Annotated in this window: 14 protein-coding genes and 1 pseudogene; 4 read left to right on the forward strand and 11 right to left on the reverse strand. The window is 71.3% G+C overall.

All coding sequences use genetic code 11. From position 1 onward, the window contains the following. Positions 1–74: 74 nt before the first annotated feature. The 3 genes from ACIOJD_RS09930 to ACIOJD_RS09940 all read right to left on the reverse strand — a co-directional run bounded on the left by ACIOJD_RS09930 (position 75) and on the right by ACIOJD_RS09940 (position 3,124). A complete protein-coding gene (locus tag ACIOJD_RS09930; protein WP_401910461.1) occupies positions 75–827 on the reverse strand; it encodes a DUF3159 domain-containing protein in 753 nt (250 codons plus the stop codon). Between the two features lie 287 nt (positions 828–1,114). Next, on the reverse strand, positions 1,115–1,744 hold the full coding sequence (locus ACIOJD_RS09935; protein WP_401910463.1) for a TetR/AcrR family transcriptional regulator: 630 nt from the start codon (positions 1,742–1,744) through the stop codon (positions 1,115–1,117). A 195-nt stretch (positions 1,745–1,939) separates the two neighbouring features. Continuing rightward, positions 1,940–3,124: a glycosyltransferase 87 family protein gene (locus ACIOJD_RS09940; protein WP_401910465.1), complete on the reverse strand. Its 1,185-nt coding sequence runs from the start codon at positions 3,122–3,124 to the stop codon at positions 1,940–1,942. Between the two features lie 413 nt (positions 3,125–3,537). Here ACIOJD_RS09940 and ACIOJD_RS09945 point away from each other — a divergent pair, with 413 nt between their 5' ends. Beyond that, a complete protein-coding gene (locus ACIOJD_RS09945; RefSeq protein ID WP_401910468.1) occupies positions 3,538–3,873 on the forward strand; it encodes an SCO0607 family lipoprotein in 336 nt (111 codons plus the stop codon). Positions 3,874–4,062: 189 nt separating this feature from the next. Here the strand turns inward: ACIOJD_RS09945 and ACIOJD_RS09950 are convergent, their stop codons facing one another. Beyond that, positions 4,063–4,545, reverse strand: coding sequence for a (2Fe-2S) ferredoxin domain-containing protein (locus ACIOJD_RS09950; protein ID WP_401910471.1), 483 nt, complete (start codon positions 4,543–4,545; stop codon positions 4,063–4,065). Between the two features lie 74 nt (positions 4,546–4,619). Next, positions 4,620–6,869, reverse strand: a complete 2,250-nt coding sequence (locus ACIOJD_RS09955) for an HAD-IC family P-type ATPase (RefSeq protein WP_401910473.1) — start codon at positions 6,867–6,869, stop codon at positions 4,620–4,622. A gap of 105 nt (positions 6,870–6,974) precedes the next feature. Here ACIOJD_RS09955 and ACIOJD_RS09960 point away from each other — a divergent pair, with 105 nt between their 5' ends. Together ACIOJD_RS09960 and ACIOJD_RS09965 are read left to right on the forward strand one after the other, a co-directional pair. Continuing rightward, positions 6,975–7,337: an ArsR/SmtB family transcription factor gene (locus ACIOJD_RS09960; RefSeq protein ID WP_401910475.1), complete on the forward strand. Its 363-nt coding sequence runs from the start codon at positions 6,975–6,977 to the stop codon at positions 7,335–7,337. Between the two features lie 22 nt (positions 7,338–7,359). After that, a pseudogene (locus ACIOJD_RS09965) lies at positions 7,360–7,875 on the forward strand (short-chain dehydrogenase); the annotation flags it as partial. A gap of 70 nt (positions 7,876–7,945) precedes the next feature. Here the strand turns inward: ACIOJD_RS09965 and ACIOJD_RS09970 are convergent. From ACIOJD_RS09970 to ACIOJD_RS09985, 4 genes are all read right to left on the reverse strand, one after another. Next, positions 7,946–8,824 carry a hypothetical protein gene (locus ACIOJD_RS09970; RefSeq protein WP_401910477.1) on the reverse strand — a complete coding sequence of 293 codons (879 nt, stop codon included), beginning with the start codon at positions 8,822–8,824 and terminating at the stop codon, positions 7,946–7,948. Beyond that, the gene (locus ACIOJD_RS09975) at positions 8,821–10,092 is read right to left on the reverse strand and encodes a glycosyltransferase family 4 protein (RefSeq protein ID WP_401910479.1); all 1,272 of its coding nucleotides are present in this window, start codon (positions 10,090–10,092) and stop codon (positions 8,821–8,823) included. The genes ACIOJD_RS09970 and ACIOJD_RS09975 overlap by 4 nt, the downstream gene beginning before the upstream one ends. 210 nt (positions 10,093–10,302) lie before the next feature. Next, entirely contained in the window at positions 10,303–11,091 is a 789-nt protein-coding gene (locus tag ACIOJD_RS09980; protein ID WP_401910482.1) for an SDR family oxidoreductase, read from the reverse strand. A 133-nt stretch (positions 11,092–11,224) separates the two neighbouring features. After that, complete coding sequence (locus ACIOJD_RS09985) at positions 11,225–12,238, reverse strand: Gfo/Idh/MocA family protein (RefSeq protein ID WP_401910485.1); 1,014 nt, start codon at positions 12,236–12,238, stop codon at positions 11,225–11,227. Positions 12,239–12,302: 64 nt separating this feature from the next. On the opposite strand from ACIOJD_RS09985, the gene ACIOJD_RS09990 reads away from it, so the two are divergent. Further along, positions 12,303–13,871 carry a multidrug effflux MFS transporter gene (locus ACIOJD_RS09990; protein ID WP_401910487.1) on the forward strand — a complete coding sequence of 523 codons (1,569 nt, stop codon included), beginning with the start codon at positions 12,303–12,305 and terminating at the stop codon, positions 13,869–13,871. A 94-nt stretch (positions 13,872–13,965) separates the two neighbouring features. On the opposite strand, the gene ACIOJD_RS09995 is transcribed toward ACIOJD_RS09990, so the two are convergent. Both ACIOJD_RS09995 and ACIOJD_RS10000 read right to left on the reverse strand, forming a co-directional pair. Next, a complete protein-coding gene (locus ACIOJD_RS09995) occupies positions 13,966–14,436 on the reverse strand; it encodes a hypothetical protein (protein WP_401910489.1) in 471 nt (156 codons plus the stop codon). A 351-nt stretch (positions 14,437–14,787) separates the two neighbouring features. Continuing rightward, positions 14,788–16,146, reverse strand: coding sequence for a hypothetical protein (locus tag ACIOJD_RS10000; RefSeq protein WP_401910492.1), 1,359 nt, complete (start codon positions 16,144–16,146; stop codon positions 14,788–14,790). Between the last annotated feature and the right edge of the window lie 18 nt (positions 16,147–16,164).

The following is a 16,164-nucleotide window of genomic DNA, read 5'->3' on the forward strand; positions in this document are numbered from 1 at the left end:
CGACCGGGCCGGTCGGATGGAGCGGACGGTCGCGGCTGTGCGGGCCGGGCGAAGGCCGTACGGGCAGGGCCGGGTCAGAACCGTCCCGCGGGCCGTGCCGATCCGGCGGGGTGCGTCGCTGCGGCGGGCCGTGCTGCTCCGGTGGGCTGCGCCGCTCCGGCGAGGGCTTTGAGGCGCTTGCCCGAGCGTCGGCCCGCCCACATGACCACCAGGAGGGCCAGGGCGAGGAGCGGGTAGCCCATCGCGATCTTCGCGACGGCCAGCCAGCCCGTGCGGTCCTCGTCGTAGAGCCACTGCCATACGGCGAACCGGACCGCGAAGACTCCCACCAGCGTGAGCGTGGCGATGTCGTAGTAGCGCCGGGAGAGCTTGTCCTTCAGCCAGGCGGTCCCGGTGCCGTTGAGCGCGCCCCAGACGACTCCGGCCAGCGGCCGGCGTACGAGGACCGAGAGCAGGAAGAGCAGGCCGAGGGCGAAGTTGCTCCAGATGCCTGTCAGGAAGAAGCCCTTGGCCGATCCGGTCTTCCAGGAGACGAACGCGGCGACCGCGACGCCGAACAGGCCGGAGAGCGCGGGCTGGAGCGGCTCCTTGCGGACCAGGCGCAGCACGGAGATCGCCACCCCGACGCCGATGGCGGTACCGATGGCGGCCGTCAGCCCGAAGGCGGAGTTGGCGACGACGAACGCCACGACGGGCAGAGCCATGTACACCAGGCCCGTCGTGCCGCCCATCTGGTCCAGCGGTGTCTGCTTCCCCTTCCCTCCGGGAGTCCCGGCCGACTCGTCCGAGGCGGCCGCAGGGTGGGCGGGGGGTATGGATTCAGTCATGATGCGAGATCAACTCACCAAGTAGTCATAGGTGTTTGTCTGTACGGGTCGCGGGGACTGCCCTGCGTACGTACGGGTACGGGCTGCCCGCCGGCGGTGAGCCCCGGCGCAAGTCACGGGACGTGTCCCGGTGTTCGCTCCGGGGCCGGGCTCCGACGGTGCGCCGATTCCGACGGTGCGCCGATTCCGACGGTGCCGATTCCGACGCTGCGGGCTCCGACGCTGCGGGCTCCGATGATGCGCCGGCTGCTTTGCGTCCGGCTGTCCGCGCGGATGGCGCGGCATGTTCAGGCGACGGCGTCGCCGACAACTCCGCCGGTCGCCGTGCGGATCGCCTGGGCGTAACGCCGGGCGGTGGCCGTCAGGTCGGTGAACTCCGAGAGGTCGGCTCCGGCGAGGGCGGCGGCGCCGATGTGTTCCTCCAGCACCCGCACGACCGCCGCGGCGGCCGCGGCCTGCATCCGCACCTCAAGATCGTCGGCCGGCCGCTCAAGACGGTCCCCGATGATCACGCACAACTCCCGCTCGGTCTGGTCGCAGGCCATCAACCACGCCGTACGGAGCGCCGGTTCGGTGTCGGCGAGCCGGATCATCTTCATCGCGAGCATCTCGTCGGCAAGATCGACGGGCGGCGTCTCGTGACGGAGCCGGGCCAGCTCCGTGGCCAGGTGGTCGTCGAGGGAACTCTGCCGGGGCCAGCCGCGCAGCACACTCAGCAGAGTGACAACGCCCTGCATCACGATCGGCTCAGCACAGCTCTCCTTACTGCGAAAGTGCCGCCAGATGGTGCGTGTGGACAGCCCCACCGCCTCCGCGATCTGATCACCACTCGTGGCGGCCACCCCCTGCTCCCAGAACAGACGCGCCGCCTCCCGGGAGATCTCCAGTCGCAATCGCGACCGCCGCTGCTCACTCATCCCTCCTCCGCCGCGCTCCTTCGTCGCCATGGCACCTCTCACTCTCTCCTTCGAATGTCCTCAAGAGACAGTGTGTCACTAAGTGACGTGATGTGCAAGCGTCCGATCCCCCTCGCCGGGTCGGCCCAGCCGATCACACCCCGGCGAGCGGCCCGGAAAGACGCTCGTACGCGGCGTCCCATGTCCATCGGGACGTCACCCAGCCCCTCCACGGGTCGGTACGGAACGGGTGCCCCGGAACCCGTCGACACGCGTCCCCTGGGACCGGGCGCCATGCGTCCCCCGGAACCAGGCGAAGAGGATCAGAGGGTAGAGGAGGTAGCCGTACCGGGTGGCGGGAGCGAGCGTGATCGCCAGCCCGAGTCCGAGCGCGGTCCGGTCCGCGGCGGCGATCAGGCCGGTCGGAGGGCGTAGGACCAGGGACGCCGCCATGAGTACGGCTCCGGCGCAGAGCAGGACCAGCGCAACCACGTCTCCGCCCGGGAACGCCCGGCTGAGAAGCTGTCCGGGCAGCGGACTCGCCGCCGGGGACGGCGCATCGCCGAACCCCAGGGGAAACGCGATGACGTGCTGAACGAAGGCGGCCGGGTCCCGCAGGGCCACCGGCGCGACGAAGACGAGGGCGACCGCTCCGGTGATCGCCGCGAAGCGCCCTGCCGGGCCCCGGCCGTAGCGGGCGGTCAGCAGCACGAGGGCCACCGCCACCACGGGCCACGCCGTCCACTTCAGGACGGCGGCTCCGCCGAGGACCAGACCGGCTCCGCCGGCCCGGCCACGGGAGGCGAAGGCCAGTCCCAGGCATGCCAGCCCGATCACGGGAAGATCGATGCCGCTCACGGCGAGCGACAGCGCCACCGGCGGGCAGGCCACCAGCCACACGAGAGCCGTTCGCACCCTGCGGTTCGCCTCGGGGCCCGCTGCGGCGACCCGGGCGGCGCCGGCCATCGCCGCGAGGAAACAGAGCGCGAACCACCACCGGGGATCACCGAGCGGCCCGTCGCCTGTCAGGGCGGCGGGGATGCCGAAGAGGGCCATCCCGGGCAGGTACGGATTGAAGTCCTTCAGCGCACCGGGCTCAGGATCGTAGGGACTGCCCGACTCCAGCAGCTGGTGGGCCGCGTCCTCGACAACCCGGACCTCAAGTTGGGCACTGTCCGCCAGGACGAGCGCGATCAGCGGGATCAGTGCCGCGGTCACCGCTCCGACTCCCGCGCCCCCGCGTGCCCCCGAACGGGCCCTGGAGCACATCATGGTCACGGCTGCGGCGCCGTAACCCACCGCCGCGGTCACCGCCCAGACCCGATGGGTCCCCAGCGTCGATCCGGCTGCGAGGAGCACCGCGAACCCCGCGCAGGCAAGCCAGGCGAGCGGCTCCGTCATACGGGGTAGCCGACGCGCCGCGTGGGCGGGCGCACTGTCCGTCCGCCGTGCCTCCAGGGCCCTCTGTGCCATTTCCTGCCCCCCAAATCGACGCCTGGTCAAGGAGGTTAGGAAGGCGGCGCGCGCACTTCGTCACACGAGGCTCCGGTCTTCTGCCTCGAACCGGGGTGTGATGCCCATGCCGGAAGTCAACCCGTAGCGTGACGAGTGGCGGAGTTCGCCGGACAGCGCCGGCGGCGCTGCGTGGTCCTCGGACTCCGGGATGAACAGCGTCTCCAACCGGAGTCAGAGGCGGCCCGGTGTGGCCTCCTCCTGGAGAAGTAGGTTTGGCCCGCATGAGTATGTGTACTCATGTTCGCGCTCACGCCTTCACGGAGGCTGGCCGCACTTGACCAACTCCGAGGGAGCCAACTGTGCGTATCACCAGCAAATTCCGTACCTCATCGTCTGCGGGCGGCGGCCGTCCGATTCGATCGGTAATAGGTCTCGCCCTGGCCAGTGCCGCTGTTGTGGGGCTGGCCGGTTGCTCGATGGAGGACGCGACCTGTGGCGGCGGCGAATACCCGGTTCTGAACGTGGGCAGCACCGGCAGCGCATGCGTACCCAACGACGAGGAGCCGCCGAAGGGATACGTCCGCTATCCGGAAGGAAAGGTCCCCGAGCACGTCGGTGACAAGTGGGACGTCTACTGGGAGACCCACACCATCGATGAGAACGGCAAGATCATCAAGGCTCCCGACGCCGAGTGACGAGCCCTCCGGGAGGTCCTCGCGAAATGGCCGGACTGCGAGGACCTCGAACCGCGGGGACTTCGGACTGCGAGGACCTCGAACCGCGGGACTCGGCTCGCATACGCGCTGCGATACCGTCAGGGCGAAGTCCGCCGGGGACTGGGCGCGAGGTGGCCTGCCCCGGGGGCGGCCCCCCCCGGGGTGGGCTCAGGCGTCGGAGTCGTGATCGAGAGTCTGCCGAATACGGCGGGACGGGTTGAAGGCGTACAGCTCCAGGATGTCGGGCGGGTCGACGAGGCCCGGTCCTCCCGCGTGGATCCAGGCCGTGATGTCCGCGCTCGCGTCGGCGTCGTTGACCAGGCCCAGCCATACGGGGCGCCCGCCCGCCTTCCGTCCTTCGGCGGACGGCTGGATCACGATGACATTGGCGTGGTCGCAGGCGTCCAGGCAGTCCACGGCGCGGACCGTGGCGACATCTCCGACGGAGGCCCGCAGACCGGCCAGTTGGGCGGTGTGGTCCAGCCCCGGGATCTTGGGCGTACCACAGCAGCAGCCGCGGCAGACGGTGACCTTGGGACGCCCGGCCCCGCTTCCGGCGCTGGCTCCGGACCGGTTTCCGGCTGCTGACCGGGCCCCGGAGGTGGACCGGGTTCCCGGTGTGGGGGCGGGCTTGCGGCTGCGGCGGCTCAACGGTCGCCTCCGATCTCGGTGGGTACGGCGGGGTGTTTCCCGGACTGTTTCCCGGACTGCTTCCTGGAATGTTCTCAGGAGCGTTTCCCGGAGCCGGTCCAGGCGCTCTCGCGCAGCAGGCGCAGGCCGTTGAGGCCGACGATGACGGTCGACCCCTCGTGCCCGAGAACCCCCAGCGGCAGTGGCAGATGACCGACGAGATCCCAGACGACCAGGGACGAGATGAACACACCGGCGATGACCAGATTCTGGACCACGAGGCGACGGGCACGCCGGGACAGGGCGATGACCTGGGGCACGGTGGCGAGTTCGTCGCGGACGACGACCGCGTCGGCGGTCTCCAGCGCGAGGTCGGACCCGGCCCGGCCCATGGCGACACCGGTGTGGGCGGCGGCGAGCGCGGGAGCGTCATTGACACCGTCGCCGACGACCAGCACATTGCGTCCGGCCGCCTCCCCTTCGCGTACGGCGGCGACCTTGTCCTGAGGCAGCAGCCCGGCCCGTACGTCGGTGATGCCGACCTCGTGCGCGAGGCGGGCGGCGGCGCGCGGATTGTCGCCGGTGAGCAGCGTCGGGGGAGCGCCGGTGAGCGCGGTGAGGGCGGCGACGGTAATGGCCGCGTCCGGGCGGAGCCGGTCGGAGATGCCCAGCACACCCACCGGGACGCCGTCGAGCCGGACGACCACGGCAGTACTGCCGTCCTCCTCCAACCGAGCCGCGAGCGCGGCACAGTTGGAGGAAGCGGAATGCACCTGTGCGGAGTGGGCGGGTGCCGCTTCGGTGTCCGGGGCGTGGGGGTGCTCGGTCAGCCGGGCCGGTGCGCCGACAGTGACGGTGGCGCCCCGTACGGTGGCGGTCACCCCGACGCCGGGGGTGGACATGAAGTCCTCCGCAGCCGGGATGCTCAGGCCGCGCTCGCGGGCGGCGGCCACGACGGCGCGGGCGAGGGGATGTTCGCTGGGATGCTCGGCCGCTGCGGCCAGGGTCAGCAAGTCGTCTTCGGTCAGCGGCGGGAAGCCCTCGGCCAGGGGTGGAAGACCTTCGGTCGCGAGCGGGACGCCCTCCTCGGCCGGCCCGTCGGCGCCGGCCGGGGAACGGACCGCACCGGTTGACGGGCGGACCGCGTCGGCAGGGGAACGGACCGCACCGACCGATGGGCGGATCGCACCGGCCAGCGGGCGGACCGCCGTGACGCGGGGCGTCCCCTCCGTCAGGGTGCCGGTCTTGTCGAGCGCGACGGCGTCGACCTGCCCCAGCCGTTCCATCACCACGGCGGACTTCACCAGCACGCCGTGGCGGCCGGCGTTGGCGATGGCGGACAACAGGGGCGGCATGGTGGCCAGTACCACCGCACACGGAGACGCGACGATCATGAAGGTCATCGCCCGCAGCAGCGCCCCCGTCAGGTCCGCGCCGAAGGCGAGCGGGACGGCGAACACGGCGAGGGTCGCGACGACGATGCCGATCGAGTAGCGCTGTTCGACCTTCTCGATGAACAACTGGGTCGGCGCCTTGGTCTCCGACGCCTCCTCGACCATCGCCACGATCCGGGCGATGACGGAGTCGGAGGCATCGCGCTCGACTCGTACCCGTAGCGCGCCGGTGCCGTTGAGGGTCCCGGCGAACACCTCGTCCCCGGGCCGCTTCGCGACGGGCAGCGGTTCGCCGGTGATGGTGGCCTGGTCGACCTCGCTCGCCCCGTCGAGCACCCGGCCGTCGGCGCCGATCCGCTCGCCGGGCCGGACGAGGATGATGTCCGCGACCGAGAGTTCCTCGGTGGCCACCGTCTCTTCCCGTCGTTCTTCCTCATTGGTTTCCCCGCCCGGGTCCCCGTAGGTCAGGCGGGTCGCGGTGGTGGGGGCCAGGTCGAGCAGTCCGCGTACGGAGTCGGCGGTACGGGCGGTCGCCAGGGCCTCCAGGGCGCCGGAGACGGCGAAGATGACGATCAGCAGTGCCCCGTCCATCACCTGCCCGATGGAGGCCGCCCCGATCGCCGCGACGATCATCAGCAGGTCCACGTCCAGGGTCTTCTCGCGCAGGGCACACAGCCCCTCCCAGGCCGGCTCCCAGCCGCCGGTGACATAGGCGAGGGCGTACAGCGGACCCCAGGCCCAGACCGGCGCACCGGCCGCCTGGAGGGGGAGCGCGATCAGGAACGCGACCGTGGCGGCCGCCGCCCAGCGGGCCTCGGCGAGCGCGAACGCCCGCGTACGGCGCCGGGGGACGGCGGACCGGTGGGTCACGACCGACGGGGCCTGCTCCGGGAGCCGGGCCTGGGGCCGGGCCTCGGCCCGGGGCCGGGTCTGCGGCGAGGAAGAGGGCATGGCGAAAGGACCCTTCGCGGGCGTGGGGACGGGGAAGGACGGCAACACCGACACCATACAGGAATAGATGAACAGGTCTTCATTTGTCGTCGGTACGATGACCTCATGGGCCACGGAGTCGACGCCAAAACCACCGCCACCACACGCGAACGCCTGGACGCGGTGGGCGCCGACGATGTGGCCGCCACCCTTCAGGCGCTGGCCACCCCCTCCCGGCTGCGGATCCTCGCCCGGCTCCAGGAGGGCCCCTGTGCGGTCGGCGATCTGGCCGAAGCCGTGGGCATGGAACAGTCGGCCTGCTCCCACCAGCTGCGCCTGCTGCGCAACCTCGGTCTGGTGACCGGCGAACGGCACGGCCGCTCGATCGTCTACGCCCTGTACGACCACCATGTCGCCGAGCTGCTCGACCAGGCGTTGTTCCATGTCGAGCATCTACGGCTCGGCCTGCGGGACGCCCCGACGCTCTGACATCGCGGGGCTCCGAGGCCCACACGCGATCACCAGCCACTACGCGATCCCGCTCCTCATCGAGACGCCGGGCGGCCTGGTCGTCGAAGTGACCGACGGAACCGACGAGTACAACGCCCGCACCTACCGGGTCTCCTTCTTCTACGACCTGGCCAAGGCGGCGGTGAACCGTATGGCGTTCGCACTGGCGCACGAGCTGAAGCCCCACGGCGCGACCGCCGTGTCCCTCACCCCGGGCCGGCTCCGCTCCGAGGCCATGCTCGACGCGTACGGCGTCACCGAGGCGAACTGGCGTGACGCGACCGCGCGTTCACCCCATTTCGCCATCTCCGAAGGCCCGGCGTTCGTCGGCCGGGCGGTGGCCGCGCTCGCCCGGGACCCCCAGGTCTCGCGCTGGAACGGACAGTCGCTGTCCAGCGGGCAGTTGGCGAAGGTCTACGGCTTCACCGATCTCGACGGCAGCCGCCCCGACGCCTGGCGGTACGTATCCGAAGTCCAGGACGCGGGGCGGCCGGCCGATGTGACGGGTTACCGGTGACAGCCCGCGCCGCCCAGGACCGCGCCGGCACGGGGGCATGCGCGGCGGGGCATGCGTCGCGGGGCGCGGGTCAGACGGCCGTGACCTCCACCGCGAGGTCGTTGTTGACCGTGTAGTACGGGCGCGCGGAAAGGCCATCGAGCGTGGTCGCCGGGTACACGAAGACCTTCTTGCGGTCCGCCAGGTCGTCCAGGAGCCGGGCCACCCGGACCCGGGACGCGCCTGCCGTCGGCCGTACGAAGACGTCCCACGCCCCGGGGCCGCCCTCCCGCGCGCTCAACAGGTCCCGGTAGTCGGCGGTGAAGGAGAAGTCGTGGTCGCCCTCGGCGGTCAGTTCGACCTCCCGTACGGTGTCGTCCTTGCCACGGCGGCGCAGCAACGCGGTCGCACCGGCGCCCAGTTCGGCGCCGATGAGCCGTGCCCGTACGGTCATCGTGCGGGCGGTCACGCGAATGGAGCCCGCCTCCGCGTGGGAGGTGCGCAGCCAGGCCCGTACGGCCAGGTAGCCGTCCACGGTCGCGTACGGGATCCGGACGGCCAGCGGCCGCGTCGGCAGAGCGGAGCCCGGGGGCTTCACCAGGGCCCGCAGGTCGCGCATTCCCGGGCGGAGCCGTTGACGCGGCGCGCCCGGTCCGGACAGGAGGTACGCGTCCCACCGGCCCTCCGCGAAGGCGGGCGACGGCTCAAGAGCGGCCTGCCGGTGGCCCTCGCCGACCGGTTCCAGAGCGGCCACATGCGTGATCTCCTCGGGCTTCCCCTTCGGAGGGCGCAGGCGCAACAGCAATTGCGGCTGCGGCTGAGAGGACGGCGCGGCCATCTTTACGCGTACGACGAGCCGGCCGTCACCGTCCACCGTGCAGTCGGCGCGCGGGGCTTCAGTGCGCAGGGCTTCGGCGTGAGCGGTCTCCGGGGTTTCGCTGGGGAGGCCCGTGGTGTGCTCCTGGCTCATCGCTCTTCCTTCCGTCCGCTGCGCACAGACCTCATGACCGTGCCGAGCGCCGTGTGGACGGCGTCCTTCGCCGCGTAACCACGGCTCACCAGAAGGCGGCTCGCACCGCCGGGCGGGGACGCGGGGCGGCCGGCCGACCGTGCCGCCACCAGGCCCGCGAACAGTTCCTCGGCCTGTGCCACCACCGGACCCGGCCCGTAGCGCCGGGAGTTCTCCAACGCCGTACGGCCCATACGGCGGCGCTTGTCGTCGTCGCGGACGAGTGCGAGCAGGGCGGCCGACAGGGCGTCGCGGTCACCGACGGGGACCAGTCTGCCGTCCTCGCCGTCGGCGATGATCTCGGCCGGACCGTGCGGGCAGTCGGTGCTGACGACCGGGAGCCCGAGGCGCATCGCCTCGACGATGGTCATGCCGAAGGGCTCGAAGTTGGAAGTGGCGGCGGCGATCGAGCCCTTGACCCACTCCGCCTCCATCGGGATCGCGGCTCCCATCAGGAAAACGTTGTCGTACAGACCGAGTTCGTCTATGAGGCGCCGCAGCCGGTCGTGTTCCTCACCCTTGCCGTAGATGCGCAGCTGCCAGTCGGGACGCTCGGCCGCCACGGCGGCGAACGCCTCGATGAGCAGGTCGTACCGCTTCACCTGGACGAGCCGTCCGGCGGCCACCACGACAGGGGCGTTGCCGTCGGCGGGCGGGAGCGACGGGTCGGGGACGCTGTTGGGCAGAGCTTCCACCCGCACGCCCGGCAGCCGCATCTTCCTCCGGTAGGCGGCGGCGTCGGCGTGTGTGACGGTGGTCAGCGCGTCCAGGCGCGGATAGACGCGGCGCAGCACCCGGCGCAGCCGGGGGTGGTGGTTGTCCAGGGTGAGGTGTTCCTGGGCCACCCGTACGGTCCGGGCCGGGGCCTGGAGGGCGAGATGCACATTGAGACCCGGCCGCGTCCCCACCACGACATCGGCGTCCGTCGTCCTCAGATACTCGGCGATCCGCTGGTCGGTGAGTTCGCTGTACTGCCCGTAGCGGTACTCGGACTCGGGGTACACCGTCGCCGGACGGAGGTGCAGGGGGTGTTCCTTCTCCTCCCGCAGGTCCACGAGCGGGCGCAGGCGTATGCGGGGATCAGGTCTCAGGTTCGGGCTCTCGCGGTGCCGCAACGCCGAGACGATCTCCACCTCATGCCGCTCCGCCAGCGCACCGGCCAAGTTGAACGTTGTCGTGATTGTCCCCCCTATGCCGTACGCGTTGTGGATGAGGAAAGAAATTTTCATGCTGGCTCAGACCCCTGAGGTCACCTTGCCGTTGCCTTTGTTACACCTTCGTGAGGCGACTGCGTCGCTTCCGTGGCAGAGACGGCCGGGGAGGGGCCGTGAGGGCGGGGAGGCGGAGGCGCGGGCGTGAACCGGCCGGCCCGGGGCGGGCGGAGAGGAGCTACGGGGCGGGCCGGGCGGGGCAAGAGGGAGGGTACGGACCGACGGCCCTCAGCCCCTCCCGATCAACGGCATCCCCGTCGCCAGCACCGTCGTGAACAGCACATTCGCCTCCAGCGGCAGCTCCGCCATGTGCAGCACCGTCTTCGCCACGTCCGCGACGTCCATCACCGGTTCGATCGCCGACTCGCCGTTCGCCTGCGGTACTCCCCGCCGCATGCGCTCCGTCATGTCCGTCGCCGCGTTCCCGATGTCGATCTGGCCGCAGGCGATGCGGTACGGACGGCCGTCCAGCGACAGCGACTTGGTGAGCCCGGTCATGCCGTGCTTGGTGGCCGTGTACGCGACCGAGTCCGGCCGGGGCGCATACGCCGAGACCGAGCCGTTGTTGATGATCCGGCCGCCCTGCGGATCCTGCTCCTTCATCATCCGGAACGCCGCCTGCGCGCACAGGAACGTGCCCGTCAGATTGGTGTCCACGACCTTTCGCCAGGCGGAGTACGGCAGTTCCTCCAGCGGTGTGCCCCCGGGCCCGAACGTGCCCGCGTTGTTGAAGAGCAGATCGAGGCGGCCGTACCGCTCCCTCACCTCCGCGAACAGCGCGTCGACGTCCTCCGGTCGCGACACATCGGTCCGTACGCACAGCACGTCACCGCCCGCCGTGTGCGCGGCACGGGCCGCTCCCGCCGTGTCCGCCAGGGTCTCGGTGCGCCGTCCGGCCAGGACCACCGACCAGCCTGCGCCGGTCAGGGCCACCGCGACCGCCCGTCCGATGCCTGAGCCCGCCCCTGTCACCACGGCGATCTTCCGCTCGGTGCTGATCTTCCGCATCGCGTTCATGGCCACGCAGCGTACGTGAGGCGGGAGGCGCCGGGCGGGCCATCGCCGATCCGCACCCAACACCTCACCGTTCCAGGCGACTTGACGTGGCCCGGTCGTCGCTGTCACCCGAGACGCGGCTCGTCGCGACGCGCTACCGGTCCGTGGGGAAGCGGACGCCGATACGGTCCCGTACGGCGTCGAGCGTCCGCATCACCGCGAGCGTCCCGTCCAGCGGCACCAGAGGGGACTCCGTCTCTCCGGCGCGCAGGCAGCGCATCACCTCGGCCGCCTCGTACTGCAAACCGTGCAGCGGGCCCTCCGTGGTGAACTCCTCGGGCTCCGCGCCCTCCCGGTGCAGTACGAACCGTTCCGTACTGAAGAAGCCCGACGGCACCTCGATCCGCCCCGCCGTGCCCGTCACCGTCGCCGTCACCGCGGTCCCGGCCGTGACCGAGCAGGTCAGCAGCGCCGTCGCGCCCGCGTCCCAGCCCAGCAGCATCCCGGTGTTGAGGTCGGCGCCCTCGGGGGAGAGCAGCGCGTCGGCCTGTACGCGGTCGGGCTCGCCCAGCAGCAACTGTGCGAAGGAGACCGGATAGACGCCGAGGTCGAGCAGCGCGCCGCCGCCGAGGGCCGGGTCGCGCAGCCGGTGGTCGGGGGCGAAGGGGCCCTGGAGCCCGAAGTCGGCCTGGACGGTACGGATCTCACCGATCGCACCGTCCCGGACCAGCTCCGCCAGGCGCCGGATGGCGGGGTTGCAGTACATCCACATGGCTTCCATCAGGAACAGCCCACGCTCCCGGGCGAGCGAGACCAGCTCCCCGGCCTCCCCGGCGTCGAGCGTGAACGCCTTCTCGCACAGCACCGGCTTTCCGGCGGCGAGGGCGAGTCCGGTGGCGCGCCGGTGCGCGGAGTGAGGGGTGGCCACGTACACGACATCCACCTCGGCGTCGGCGAGGAGCCCGGCCCAGTCGCCGTACGCGCGAGGGATCCCGAACCGGCCCGCGAACTCCGTCGCCGACGCCTCGGTGCGCGAGGCCACCGCCGCCACCTCGGCGTCCGCCAGTTCCCTTACGTCGGCCGTGAAAGCGGCGGCGATGGCGCCCGTCGCCAGCACGCCCCAGCGCACGGGCCTGTCCTGCGCCACCTGTACCGCTGCCGTTTTCATAGCTGCCTCATAAAGGTCTCGACCAGTCCGGCTGAGCTGAGAGCATAGGTACGGATTCGACGACATGGAGAGACGGATGCCGGACGGCGGCCAGCCCACCCACGGACGTAAAGGACATATACCGCCCGAGCGGCGTCGCTCGGCATCGGCGCGGATACCGGAGCGGACTCCGGCGCCGCAGCGGACCGCGGTACCGACACCGCAGCGGACCGCGGCACCGATACCGGAGCAGCGGCAGGCACCCCCCGAGGAGGTCCCTGCCCCCGCGGCCCTCGCCGAAGCCGCCTCCCTCGCCGAGGCCGCGACCCTGGCCGAAGCCACCCCGATCACTCAAGCCGCACGGGTCACCCAAGCCGCACCGGTCACCGAAGCCGCGCCCGTCGCCGCCGCGCGCCGCGCCGGGCTGCTGGTCACGCTGATCCTCGGCGGGCTCACCGCGCTGCCCCCGCTCTCCATGGACATGTACCTCCCGGCCCTGCCCGAGGTCACCCGCTCGCTGAACTCACCCGCGGCGACCATCCAGATCACCCTCACCGCCTGCCTGGCGGGCATGGCGCTGGGCCAGATCGTGGTCGGGCCCATGAGCGACAAGTGGGGGCGGCGCAGGCCACTGCTGCTCGGCATGGTCGTCTATGTGCTCGCCACGGCCGTCTGCGCGCTGGCCCCCACCACCGAACTCCTCATCGGCTTCCGCCTCCTGCAAGGTCTCGCGGGCGCGGCGGGCATCGTGATCGCCCGCGCGGTCGTGCGCGACCTGTACGACGGCGTGGAGATGGCCCGCTTCTTCTCCACCCTGATGCTGATCTCCGGCGTCGCGCCGATCATCGCGCCGGTGCTCGGCGGCCAGGTGCTGCGGCTGACGGACTGGCGCGGCATCTTCGTCCTCCTCACGCTGATCGGCTCCGCCCTGACGTTCGTCGTCTGGAAGTGGCTGCACGAGACGCTGCCGCCGGAGAAGCGGCACAGCGGCGGAGTCGGCGAGGCGCTGCGTACGATGCGCGGGCTGCTCGCGGACCGGGTCTTCACCGGCTACATGCTGACGGGCGGGCTCGCGTTCGCCGCGCTCTTCGCGTACGTCTCGGCCTCACCGTTCGTGGTGCAGGAGATCTACGGGGCCTCGCCGCAGACCTTCAGCCTGCTCTTCGGCGTCAACTCGATCGGCCTCATCACCGTCGGCCAGATCAACGGCAAGATACTGGTCGGCCGGGTCAACATGGACCGGGTGCTGGGCTTCGGGCTCACCGCGATCACGCTCGCCGGTCTCGCGCTGCTGCTGATGACGTCCGGGGTGTTCGGCCCGGTCGGGCTGTTCCCGGTCGCGGCGGCGCTGTTCGTGCTGATGTCCTCGATGGGCCTGGCGATGCCCAACACCAACGCCGCCGCGCTGATGCGGACCCCGCACGCGGCGGGCTCGGCGTCCGCCCTCATCGGTACGGCGTCGTTTCTGATCGGCGCCATCGCCTCGCCCCTGGTCGGGATCGCGGGCGAGCGGACGGCGGTCCCGATGGCCGTCGTGCAGCTGGTGTGCGCGGTCGCCTCGCTCAGCTGCTTCCTGGGCCTCGTACGCCCCTGGCAGTCCCACCACCGCCCCATCGGCGCCCGTCCGGCGCCGGACGCACCGACCGACGCCTGACGCCTGACGTCGGTGCGCCGGGCACCGGAACACCACAACCTCCGACGGTGCGGGGGCGGGGTTCACCCGCCCCCGCACAAGGAGGTGCGGACGGTCAGGGCCTGCGGTATGTCGTGCACTTGAGGTTCGTGGAGGCCCCCCTCACGAGACAGACCTTGACCTTGGCGGCCCCGCCGCGCACGTTTGCGGGAACCCTGAATGCGAACGAGGCGGACCGGCCGCACACCTGGCTGCTGCTCTTCGATCCGAGCAGCGTTCCCCCGGCGCTGTACGTGGATACGTGGGTCCTGCGGCACCCACTGGACTCCACGGCCCGCTGCGTCCCGCTCACGTCGACCGCTCGGTCTTTCCAGACCAGAGTGCCACGGGTGTAGGTCGCCCCGTGCGGGACATTGAAGGCACTGGAGACGGAGGCGGCAGCGGCGGGCACGGCAGCGGCGTGCGGTGCGGCGGCGGACGCCACGGCCGTTGCCGGCGGTGTCAGGAACGCCGAGGGCAGGGTGAAGGCGGCTGCTGCTGCGACCGCGAGCATGGAATGGCGCATGGCATGACGCACTGATGGCATGGGATTCTCCTGTCGTCCAAAGGGAGTTGCTGGAGATTGCGGTTGCCGGTCCCAGTACAGCCAGCCGTGTGGGGGTGCCGCAGCAGAACCTCAGCGGGTCACCTGTGTGGGTGATACATCAGGTCATGTCATGAATGTCCGGGACGTCGCTCGGACATGGGGCGCGGGCCGTACGCACCCGGACAGGGCCTAGGGCCTCTCGTTTGGATCTTGCCGGGCTCGCGTGCCCCGGCACCGCGCCTCGCCGCGTTGCCGTCGCTCCACGACGCTCCGCGTCGCCTCACTCCTCCGCCTTGCGATCCACGGCACCAGACCCCGCTCCCTGATCCGGCCTGATCCAAACGAAAGACCCTAGGAGACTCCCCGGTCCCGCCGTGCGTACCCGGTCAGGTGCGGTACGTCCTTCGCGTCCGTCCACCGGAACAGCCCCGCCCCGGCCGTCTCCCCGTTCGGCAGCCGGACATTGGCGGCCAGCGCCTCGGGCGTCCCGGTCTTCAGGTCCACCTGGAGCGGGCTGCCGCCGCCCGCCAGCGCGTCCGTCGTGTCGCGGGCGCTCGTCGCGCCGTACGCCACGCCCTGGTCCGTGACCGTGGTCAGGGTCAGTGGATCGGTGCCGTCCGGCTCCTCGAAGCAGTACGCCGTCTTCTCGTCCAGGTCGAAGGCGAGCCTCCCCGCGATCAGGTAGCGGCCGTCGGGGGAGGCGACGAGCCGCGGGTCGTCGCCGGGGGCGATCGCGGGTTTGCGGCAGCGTGCCTGGGCGAGGGTCTTGCCGGTCGACGTGTCGTGCACCGCCCACACCTCGTGGGTGGCCGCGTCCTTGGAGCCCTTCTTCTTCTGCCACTTGGCGAGGACAAAGCCGGAGCCGGAGCCGTGGACCACCGAAGCCGGCACCCCGGAGGTGGGCTCGGTGCTCTTCGGCGCGGACTTCCGGCTGAACCAACTCCCGCGTACCCAGAACTCCTTGGCCCCGCTGACCAGCAGCCCCTTGTCCGTCGTCGCGCGAACCTCGGTCAGCTCGCGGCAGTTCGCGCAGCCCTTCGGGTAACCGAGCGAGCCGCGCGGGACCTTGACCACCCCGGCGTCGGCCGGGTCGACGACCGCGCTGGTGGCCTTGCCGTCGCTGATCAGGATGCCGGGACCCGCTCCGCTGACCGTCGGCGAGTCCGTCCACGGGACCATGACCCGCTCCCGGGAGCCGTCGTCCGCGCGGTAGATGTCCAGGGAGACGACGGAGTCCGGCGGCTTCAGCGGATCCGTGTCCAGTTTTCCGTACGACCAGGTGACGAAGTACTCCTGATCGTCCTTGCCGACGGACAGCAGCCGGGGGAACCGGTCGGGCGAGGACAACGGCCGCCAGGGCCTGCCGCTCCAGCCGCGCTTCCCGGTCGTGGCGTCCAGCGTCCGCAGCCGGAACCGGTCCGGGCCCACCCGTTCCAGGTAGCCGATCCGTTCCGGACGGCCGGCTCCGTCCGAGGTCCCGGTGATCGCGTAGTCGGGGGAGGGGGCGGCGACATCCCAGCCGCGCCTCGTGTCGTACGCGGGCGGAACGTTGAGCCGCGGCACCGAGGGCTCGCTGTTCGCCGTGGCCTTCTTGGGCCGGTCGTCGGCCCTGTCGTCCTTCTTCTTCCCGTCGAAGGCGACGAGCAGGAGCAGCAGCGCCAGCATGGTCACCCCGGCCACCAGGGTCAGGCGTACGACCTTCTGTCTCATGGTCCCCCCCCCCGTGGC

The sequence above is a fragment of the Streptomyces sp. NPDC088116 genome (assembly GCF_044741745.1).
GTDB lineage: Bacteria > Actinomycetota > Actinomycetes > Streptomycetales > Streptomycetaceae > Streptomyces.

Excerpts from the sequence above, each read along its gene's own strand:
- ACIOJD_RS09975 (WP_401910479.1), bottom strand. The coding sequence starts at position 10,092 with ATGAAAATTTCTTTCCTCATCCACAACGCGTACGGCATAGGGGGGACA.
- ACIOJD_RS09940 (WP_401910465.1), bottom strand. The coding sequence starts at position 3,124 with ATGACGGAGCCGCTCGCCTGGCTTGCCTGCGCGGGGTTCGCGGTGCTC.
- ACIOJD_RS09985 (WP_401910485.1), bottom strand. The coding sequence starts at position 12,238 with ATGAAAACGGCAGCGGTACAGGTGGCGCAGGACAGGCCCGTGCGCTGG.
- ACIOJD_RS09955 (WP_401910473.1), bottom strand. The coding sequence starts at position 6,869 with ATGCCCTCTTCCTCGCCGCAGACCCGGCCCCGGGCCGAGGCCCGGCCC.
- ACIOJD_RS09990 (WP_401910487.1), top strand. The coding sequence starts at position 12,303 with ATGGAGAGACGGATGCCGGACGGCGGCCAGCCCACCCACGGACGTAAA.
- ACIOJD_RS10000 (WP_401910492.1), bottom strand. The coding sequence starts at position 16,146 with ATGAGACAGAAGGTCGTACGCCTGACCCTGGTGGCCGGGGTGACCATG.
- ACIOJD_RS09930 (WP_401910461.1), bottom strand. The coding sequence starts at position 827 with ATGACTGAATCCATACCCCCCGCCCACCCTGCGGCCGCCTCGGACGAG.
- ACIOJD_RS09935 (WP_401910463.1), bottom strand. The coding sequence starts at position 1,744 with ATGAGTGAGCAGCGGCGGTCGCGATTGCGACTGGAGATCTCCCGGGAG.
- ACIOJD_RS09970 (WP_401910477.1), bottom strand. The coding sequence starts at position 8,824 with ATGAGCCAGGAGCACACCACGGGCCTCCCCAGCGAAACCCCGGAGACC.
- ACIOJD_RS09995 (WP_401910489.1), bottom strand. The coding sequence starts at position 14,436 with ATGCCATCAGTGCGTCATGCCATGCGCCATTCCATGCTCGCGGTCGCA.
- ACIOJD_RS09980 (WP_401910482.1), bottom strand. The coding sequence starts at position 11,091 with ATGAACGCGATGCGGAAGATCAGCACCGAGCGGAAGATCGCCGTGGTG.
- ACIOJD_RS09960 (WP_401910475.1), top strand. The coding sequence starts at position 6,975 with ATGGGCCACGGAGTCGACGCCAAAACCACCGCCACCACACGCGAACGC.